Source organism: Lentzea sp. (assembly GCF_035525475.1).
Classification (GTDB): domain Bacteria; phylum Actinomycetota; class Actinomycetes; order Mycobacteriales; family Pseudonocardiaceae; genus Lentzea.
The window spans coordinates 48047-56726 of sequence record NZ_DATLEC010000133.1 but is presented as its reverse complement, the minus strand read 5'-3'; the positions used below and the strand labels follow the sequence as shown (position 1 = coordinate 56726).

At 70.4% G+C, this 8680-nt stretch carries 8 protein-coding genes; 7 read left to right on the top strand and 1 reads right to left on the bottom strand.

Annotated elements, in window-relative coordinates:
• From VM306_RS22410 to VM306_RS22390, 5 genes are all read left to right on the top strand, one after another.
• The coding region (locus tag VM306_RS22410; protein WP_325518208.1) for a hypothetical protein at positions 1-233 on the top strand (233 nt) is incomplete at its 5' end.
• Positions 234-447: 214 nt separating this feature from the next.
• On the top strand, positions 448-1146 hold the full coding sequence (locus VM306_RS22405) for a TetR/AcrR family transcriptional regulator C-terminal domain-containing protein (RefSeq protein WP_325518206.1): 699 nt from the start codon (positions 448-450) through the stop codon (positions 1144-1146).
• 843 nt (positions 1147-1989) lie between these two features.
• Positions 1990-2367 carry a hypothetical protein gene (locus VM306_RS22400; RefSeq protein ID WP_325518204.1) on the top strand — a complete coding sequence of 126 codons (378 nt, stop codon included), beginning with the start codon at positions 1990-1992 and terminating at the stop codon, positions 2365-2367.
• A gap of 52 nt (positions 2368-2419) precedes the next feature.
• The gene (locus VM306_RS22395) at positions 2420-3811 is read left to right on the top strand and encodes a DHA2 family efflux MFS transporter permease subunit (protein WP_325518202.1); all 1392 of its coding nucleotides are present in this window, start codon (positions 2420-2422) and stop codon (positions 3809-3811) included.
• Between the two features lie 530 nt (positions 3812-4341).
• Positions 4342-5757 carry an MFS transporter gene (locus VM306_RS22390; RefSeq protein WP_325518200.1) on the top strand — a complete coding sequence of 472 codons (1416 nt, stop codon included), beginning with the start codon at positions 4342-4344 and terminating at the stop codon, positions 5755-5757.
• A 1-nt stretch (position 5758) separates the two neighbouring features.
• Here VM306_RS22390 and VM306_RS22385 read toward each other — a convergent pair whose 3' ends face one another.
• Positions 5759-6397, bottom strand: coding sequence for a TetR/AcrR family transcriptional regulator C-terminal domain-containing protein (locus VM306_RS22385; protein WP_325518198.1), 639 nt, complete (start codon positions 6395-6397; stop codon positions 5759-5761).
• Positions 6398-6462: 65 nt separating this feature from the next.
• On the opposite strand from VM306_RS22385, the gene VM306_RS22380 reads away from it, so the two are divergent.
• Together VM306_RS22380 and VM306_RS22375 are read left to right on the top strand one after the other, a co-directional pair.
• Positions 6463-7422: a zinc-binding alcohol dehydrogenase family protein gene (locus tag VM306_RS22380; protein ID WP_325518196.1), complete on the top strand. Its 960-nt coding sequence runs from the start codon at positions 6463-6465 to the stop codon at positions 7420-7422.
• A gap of 40 nt (positions 7423-7462) precedes the next feature.
• Positions 7463-8680 (top strand): FAD-dependent monooxygenase, encoded by a 1218-nt coding sequence (locus VM306_RS22375; protein ID WP_325518194.1) that lies wholly within the window; start codon positions 7463-7465, stop codon positions 8678-8680.

The window sequence follows — 8680 nt, the reverse complement described above, 5'->3', positions numbered from 1 at the left end:
TGCCCGGATATGCGACGCCGCGGATCGTGTGCGACGTGCCGTACGTCGGGAAGCGGTGGGTGCACCAGCTCGCCGATTACGACCGCGAGCTCGGGATCTCCTACTGGACCAAGAACTACCGCACCGGGATCGAGCTCGAAGACCCCGAAGCGCTCGACCGCCGCTACCCCTACTACGACCCGATCTCCACCCTTGGCGCGGCCGGCCAGAAGTGGTGGGCCGACCAGAGCTGACGGGTCACGATGGGGCCTGAGATGAAGCAGCCCCCGGTTCGACGCTCGGCAGCCCGTTCGATGATCACGGCGTCCACCCCGCTCGGCGCAGCCCGACCGCCGCGGACAGGCCCGCGACCCCAGACCGACGACCAACGCACGCTTCTGCATGACGTGTTCCCTCTTCCTGATCCAACCGGTGCCTTCGTGCACCCAGGGACCGCGTCGCAGTTCCATGACCAAGTTCAACTCGCCTGGGGACAGGCGATGTCTGAACTTCGTTAAGGTGTCGACCGTGGGAAAGGGCATAAACAAGGAACGGATCGTCGCGGCAGCGCTCGAACTGCTCAACGACAAGGGCATGGACGCACTGACCGTCCGTGCGCTCGCCGCAAGGCTGGACGTGCGGGCACCGGCGCTGTACTGGCACGTCCGCAACAAGCAGGAACTGCTCGACGAGATGAGCACGTTCGTCATGCGCCGCGTCACGGATGCGCTGTCGGCCGTCCCGCCAGACGCCGGCTGGCGCGCCAACCTCGCCGACTACGGCCGCGCCCTGCGCACGGAATACCTGTGTTACCGGGACGGAGCCCGCATCTTCAGCGGCACGCGCCTTTCCGACCCGGACGTGGTGAAGGCCAAGGAAGCTTGGCTCGCGCGCTTCATCGAGGCCGGATTCACCCTTGCCGATGCCGACGACGCCCTCGACGTGGTCACCGCGTTCGTCGTCGGCTTCGTCATCGAGGAACAGGAGCGAGTGCAGTCGGAGGAGACCACCCCGGGTCGCTACTCGCTCGCCGAACGCGATGCCTGGCTGGGTGAGGGGGCTGATCTGGTCAAGGCCGCGGGTCGCCTGCCCGATGACCGCCACACGCGGTTCGGGCGGCACCTCGACATCGTCCTCGACGGCCTCGCGGCCCGGTTGCAGCACTGATCGCCATGGCCCGCACCGTGCTCGTCGCAGACGACGACCGCGCGACGAGACCGTGCCCGCGGAACTCGATCGCGGCCTGAACCAGCCCGCCGCTCCAGGAGATCGCCGATGATCCTGGCGGCCTGCCGCTCGGGTGAACCGCCTGCCTGTTGCCGAAAAGGACCGGCCTTGGGGCGGGTGCTCGGGGGTGAGGCCGTGAGGGTGCGGATGGAGTCGTTGCGCCGCTTCCGCGACGCCTGGTTTCAGGATGTCTCGGCGGGCGCGGGTCAGCTCCTGCACGCCGTCGACCCACGACGCGGCATCCCCCGAGCTCCAGCGCACGACCCGGCGATTCGCGGATCGCGCGGTCGTCCGCGACGAGCACGGTGCAGGTCACCGAACCTGTTCCTCTCTCCGCGTCGGCCCTTCGGCGGGCCAGCTGCCCGCGAGTCCGTTCAGAACGATGCCGAGATGCCCGTTCGAGTCGTCCATCACCGTCGTCGCCCACGTGTTCGGCGTCCTCGCCCGAGCGTCCTTTGCCGCACTTGACACCTTAACAAAGTTCAGGCACGGTGAGTGCCAGACGGGGTGAACATAGTTAAGGAGTCTCTGGTGCGTGCAGCAGTAGTCAGCAACCCGGACGCCACCCCCGCCTGGGCGGACCTCCCCGGTCCACAGCAGCAGCCGGGGAAGGAATCGCTGCGGCTGGTGGGTGCGGGTCTGCACCACGTCGTCCGTGCTGGTCACCGGCGGCCACTACGGCCACTACGGCAGCGACGGTGCGCATCCGCTGATCCCGGGGCCGGACGCGGTGGCCCGGACCGAGGACGGGCGCCTGGTCCACACGGGTCTCGCCCGGTCGCCGTGGGCACGAATCCCATTGCCGAGGCCGCCTTCGCCGCGCTGGGAGGGGTCGACGCGGCCATCGACCACGTGCGGATCGGCTCGCTCCCCGGGACCGCGGCGTCGCTGCCGGCCGCGTTGCTGCGCAGCCGTCGGATCCGGCTGACCGGCAGCGGTGCGGGCTCGGTCTCGAAGGTCCGGATGATCGCCGAGGTTCCCGAGATCGCCCGGTTCGGCGACGGGACCTTCGACGCGCCGTACGCCGTCTGCCGGCTCAACCGCGTCGGCGAGGCAGGGCGCACCAGGAGCGGACCCGCGCCGTCGTCCCGGACTGCCTGGGATCGATTCGAGGAGTGCGGAGGGCGGCATCGTGCGAGGCGCGCATCAGTTGACGGCTGACGTCGAAGGCGGACCCCGGGCCTCGGGGCAGCTCGGTTCCCGCAACCGCATCGTGATCGGGATACTGCTGGTCTCCACGTTCGTCGTCTTCCTCAACGAGACGATCATGGGCGTGGCGCTGCCGGTGCTCATGACCGACCTGCAGATCGAGGCGAGCGCAGGGCAGTGGCTCACCGCGGGCTTCCTGCTCACGATGTCCGTGATCATCCCGGTCACCGGGTTCCTGATCAGGAGAGTGCCCACGCGCACCCTGTTCGCCACGGCCATGGTGTTGTTCAGCACGGGCACGCTGGTCGCGGCGGTCGCGCCGGGCTTCGGCGTGTTGCTCGCCGGCCGCGTCGTGCAGGCCGGTGGCACGGCGATCATGATGCCGCTGCTGATGACCACGGTGTTGACGCTCGTGCCGGTGGCCCGCCGGGGTGCCCTGATGGGCAACATCGCGATCGTCATCTCCGTCGCACCCGCGATCGGGCCCACGGTGTCGGGCGTCGTGCTGGACCTGTTCGGCTGGCGCTACATGTTCTGGCTGGTGCTGCCGATCGCGCTCGCCGTGCTGGTGCTGGGGTTGCGGCGGATCACGAACGTCGGGGAGACCACCGCGACGCCGATCGACATGGTGTCCGTGGTGCTCTCCGCGCTCGGCTTCGGTGGCCTCGTCTACGGGTTGAGCAGCCTGGGCCACTCCGGTGGCACGTCGCAGGTCGTGGTGTGGGCAGCGTTCGCCGTCGGTGCCGGGGGCCTGGTCGCGTTCGTCGCCCGGCAGCTGGTGCTGCAGCGAACCGACCGCGCCCTGCTGGATCTGCGCGCGTTCCGGTCGCGGACCTTCACGGTCGCGAGCGTGATGATGATGCTGACGATGGCCACGCTGCTGGGCATGTCCGTCCTGCTGCCGATCTACCTGCAGAGCGTGCTGATGCTGGAGCCGCTCACCACGGGCCTGCTGCTCCTGCCGGGCGGGCTGATCATGGGTGTGCTGGGGCCAGTCGTCGGGCGGCTGTACGACCGGTTCGGCGCGCGGAAGCTGCTCGTGCCCGGCACGGTCGCCACCAGCGCGGCGCTGTGGTCCACGACCCTGTTCACCGCCGGGAGCTCGCTACCGCAGGTGGTCGGGTTCCACCTGCTGCTGTCGACCGGACTGGCGTTCGTGTTCACGCCGCTGTTCGCCGCGGGCCCCGGGGCGGTGCCGCCGAAGTCGTACTCCTACGGCAGCGCGATCTTCAGCACCGTCCAGCAGCTGGCCGGGGCTGCCGGGGTGGCACTGCTGGTCAGTGTGCTGTCGGTGCGCTCGGCGGCGCTCGCCGCCGAAGGCGTGCCGCTCCTGGAGCAGACGGCGGGCGGCGTGCACGCGGCGTTCCTGGTGGCGGCCACGCTGTCGTTGTTCACGATCGTCGGAGCGTTCCTCGTCCGGGGCCCGGCGCCCGGCGGAACACCCACAGCGCGCTGATCGCAGCGCCTCTCACCGAATTCCGAACCGCATCGTGATCGCGATTCACCCCAGGATCGAGATCGCGGTGGGGTACCTCTCCCCAACCAAGCGGTGCGCGGTTGTGCATGCCGGGCATCGCCGAGTCGCAGAGCCTGGTGACGTTGGAGGCGATGGCGGCCTGTGGTGGCCGCCGACGCCGTTGCGCTCCCGCACCTCGTCCACCCCGGCCGCAACGCCTGCTGTGCCGGCCAGGAGACGTGGCCGGACTCGCCGCGGCGCTCACCGCCCCACTCGACGATCCGGCGACCCGTGTGCGGATGGGCGCGGCGGGCCGGGAGGCGGCCGCGGCACATGATCTCGACGCGGCCCCGGAGGCGTTCGAGGACGTGCACTCCCACGTGCGCCGAGGATTCGCGTCCGCCGCCCCGTCACGGGCGCGGGGTGGTGGCGCTGCAGACCGAGCGCTCCCCGGAACCGGAGAAAGAAACCCTCGAGGCGGTCGGGTGTTCCCGGCTGCCGCTACCTGGAGAGAACTCATGATGCAGGACATGTCGACAGCGCGCCCGTCGGGTGGCGCGGAAGACAGGTGGAGCCGTCGACTGGTCGGCTGGTTGATGATCCTCGTCGGGGCGAACCTGTTGTCCGACGTGGTCATCGTCGCACCGCTGCTGGCGTTGCCGGACATGATGCGGCACTTCCAGACCGACCAGGCCGCGTGGCTCAACTCGAGCGCGATGCTGGCGGGCGCGATGTGGGCGCCATTGCTCGGGCGCACCGCCGACATCCACGGCAAGCGCCGGATCCTCGTCGCCACCATGCTCGTCACGGTTGCGGGATCGCTGGTCTGCCTGGTCGCGCCGAACGTCGTCGTCTTCGTGCTCGGGCGGTTCCTGCAGGGGGCGGCCATGGGAGCGGTCCTGCTCACGGTGGCGATCACCCGGCAGGTCTGCACCCCGCGGGTCGGGATGGCCGCCGTCGGCTTCGTGACCACAGGCGCGTCGCTACTGGGGATTCCCATGATGTTCCTGCTGAACCCGGCGATCGACGCGTTCGGCTACCGGAGCGTCTTCGTCGCCGCCACCGCTCTCGCGGTGGTCTGCGCGGTCACCGTGCGGCTGTTCATCCCGGATCCGCCGATCCGCTCCGGCGGGTCGGTCGACCTCGTCGGGGCACTGCTGCTCGGTTCCGGTCTGGTCGCGGTGCTCGGTGGCATCAGCATGGCCCCGGACGTGGGCTGGACGAACCCTGTTCTGCTGGCCGCGCTGGTCGGCGGCGTCATCGCGCTGGCCGCCGGGGTGCGGCACGTGCTGCGGGTCCCCGAGCCGATCGTCGACCTGCGTGGGCACAGCAGGTCGCTGGCGTTGACTCTGGGAGCGGTGGCGCTCACGGCCGGCGCGGTGCAGAGCATGCTGCAGCTGAACAGCCTCGTCGCGGAAGTGCCGCCCGAGCTCGGCCTCGGCTACGGCCTCGGCGGTGGCGACGTGGTGCTCGCGTTGTTCGTGCTGTCCGCGGTCGGGATCATGATCGGCGGTCCGGTGTCAGGTGTCCTCGCGTCCCGGATCGGTCCGGCGCGCACGCTGCTCGCCGGTATCGCGGTGGGCCTGTTGGCCACGTTCGGGATGCTCGTGGGCGTCTCGGTGCTCCCGGTCGGGCTGGTCTGCGCCACCCTGCTCGGTGTGGCCGCCGGCGCGGGCATCGCCTCCAGCTTCAACCTCGCGACCGTCATGACGCCGCCCGAAAACCACGGTGCGATCGGCAGCCTGGTAGCGGTCATGCTCTGCGTCGGGTCGGTCGTGCTCAACGTCGTCGGCGTGATGATGCTCAACGCGACAGCCACCGACACGCTCGTCGCGGAGGTCGCCGCGAACTCCCTGACCGGGGTGCAGCTCTACATTCTCATGGGTGGCGCGGCGCTCGTCGCGGCCGCGGTGCTCGCGACGGTGCTGGTGCGCAGGCGCCGGTGAGTCACGCGTCCGGCCGGGCGGCGATCCCGTCGAGGGCCATGCCGAGGTGCCGTTCGAACCGCTGGTCGCCCTCGTCCTGGAGGTGCCCGGCCTGCTTGACGAGTGACGCGCCTTCGCCGAGCCAGGCGTCGCGCTGGTCGATCGAGTAACGCGACGGATCGGTCCCGGCGGCCTGGCGCCTCTCCTGTTCCTCGATGACGAAGCCGACGACGAAGGCGGTGACCAGGTCGATGGCGTCGTCGGCGTCGTCGGGCTCCCAGCCGGCCGCGGTCCAGCGTTCGAACAACGGCTCCTTCATGCGGACCACGTTCGGGTCGGTGATCCGGGTGCCGCTGAAGATGCGGGCCCCGTCGCGGTGGAGCAGGTACTCCGAGCGCAGCACGCGGGCGTAGGCGGCGAGATCGTCGCGCCACCCGTCTCCCGGCGGGACCGCGGCGAAGGCGCCGGCCACGCGGCGCATGACCTCGGTGCCCATCTCGTCGAGCAGTTCCTGCTTGTTGCGCACGTGCCAGTAGAGGGCGGAGGCACGGACGTCGAGCCGGGAGGCGAGCGCGCGGACGGTGAGGGCGTCCATGCCCTGGTCGTCGAGGAATTCGAGCGCCGCCGTGACGATCCGCTCCCGGGTGATGCCCTTGGTCATGGTTGACACCTTAACAATGTTCAGGCATGCTGGCCACAGCGTTGAACTTAGTTAAGGAGAGCCTGATGCGTGCTGCAGTAGTCACCGCCCCCGATGTGTCACCCGCCTGCGCCGACTTCCCCGAGCCGACGGTCCCGCCCGGTCACGAGCCACTGCACCTGGTCGGAGCCGGCCTGCACAACATCGTCCGCGGACTGGCCACCGGCCAGCACTACGGCCGCGGCCAGATGACGTATCCGCTGGTGCCAGGCATCGACGCGGTCGCACGCACCGGCGACGGGCGCTTGGTCTACACCGGATACGCGCGTCCGCCCTTCGGGACGATGGCCGAGCGGCTGATCGCTCCGTTCCAGGCGGAGGTTCCGGCGGGGGCGGATCCGCTCGCGATCGCCGCGGGCATGAACCCCGGCCTGTCGGGGTGGATGGTGCTCGCCGCGCGGCGCAAGGAGGTGGGGGCCTTGGGCACCGTGCTGGTGCTGGGCGCGACCGGGATGTCGGGCAGCCTGGCGGTGCAGGGCGCGCTGGCTCTCGGGGCGGAGCGGGTCATCGCCGCCGGGCGTGATCCGGAGGCGCTGGAGCGGCTGCGCAGTGCCGGGGCGACGACGGTGTCGCTGGCCCAGAACGGGCCTGACGACCTGGAGAAGGCTCTGGCCGATGCTGTTGCCGAGGCGCAGCCCGGTCTCGTGCTGGACTACCTGTGGGGGCCTGTCGCCGAGGCTGCGTTCGCCGTGCTGGGGCGAAGCGGCGAGGACACCGAAGCGGACACGGCCTACACGCAGATCGGCTCGCTCGCGGGCCTGGAGGCATCGCTGCCCGCGGACCTGCTGCGCAGTCGGCGGATCCGGATCACCGGGAGCGGCGTCGGATCGGTGTCCCCGGAGGAGATGCTCGCCGAGGCGCCCGAGGTCATGGCCCGCTTCGCCGACGGGTCGCTGCAGGTGCCCTACACCGCGTTCCCGCTGAGCCGGGTCGGTGAGGCATGGGCGCACACCGGGCGCAGCCGGGCCGTCGTCGTGCCGGATTGAGTTGTCCACCAATCGATCGTTGTCGCAGAAGGGAAGAGCCATGCAGAAGAGGGCACTGGTGGTGGGGCTCGGGATCGCGGGGATGTCCGCGGCCATCGGGCTGCGCCGGGCGGGGTGGACGCCGGTGATCGTCGAACGAGCAGCCGAGCGTCGGACGGGGGGCTACTTCATCTTCATGTTCCCGGAGGGTGTTCAGGCCGTGGCCGACCTGGGGATCGCCGACCACCTGCACACCCGCAACCCGGAATGGCGACCGGGCGGGAACTCGTGGTCCGTGGATCGCCGGGGCAGGCGGAAACCGGTTCTGGGCTTGCTGGACGCGCCCAGCGGGCTGGCCGCGGTGCTGCGCGGCGACATCGAGGCCGCGTTGTGGCAGGGCATCACCGGGGACGGGACCGGGGACCCGGTCGAGGTGCGGTTCGCGACCACTCCGGTCGAGATCACCGAAGGCGCCGGCGGGGTGCGGGTCCTGCTCGAGGACGCCGGCACCGGGAAGCAGTACCGCGAGGACTTCGATCTCGTGGTCGGCGCGGACGGGATGCGTTCGAGCGTGCGCCGGATGGTGTTCGGTCCGGACGAGGACTACCTGGCGAACTGGAAGGCGATGATCTGCGCGTTCCAGATGAAGGAGCAGGTGCCTTCCTACGAGGCGAGCGACAGCATCATCGTCTCGCGCCCGAAGCGTGCGATGTGGGTGTTCGGACTCGCCGACCACGCGCCCTGCGCGTGGCTGACCTACCGCACCAAGGACATCCCGGACCGGTTCGCCGGGCCGTCGATCGAGCAGGTGCGCGCGGCCTTCTCCGGGATGGACGACGACCCCGTGGTGCGCCACATCCTGCATTCCCTGGAGCAGGCCCCTGAGCACGTGTTCGACTCGATCCACCAGGTGAAGATGCCCCGGTGGAGCAAGGGCCGGGTCGTGCTGGTGGGGGACGCGGCCTGGTGCATGAACACCTACTCGGCGATGGGCTCCTCGTCCTCGTTGCGCGGCGGCGCCGCACTGGGCGCGGCCCTGCGGGAGCACCCCGGCGACCTCGCCGCCGCTCTGGACGCCTGGGAGACCGGCCTGCGTCCCTACATCACCCGCCAGCGGCGCTCCGCACGGGTCAAGCAACAGCGGTTCGTCCCGTCCAGCCGCCCGGCCGAGGTGCTGGTTTCGGGCGTTCTCGAACTGATCCGCAGGGTCGTCCACCGCCGGCTGGCAGCGGAGTTCACCGCGGCGACGGCTGTTGCCCCGTCCGGCACGGCGCGGTGA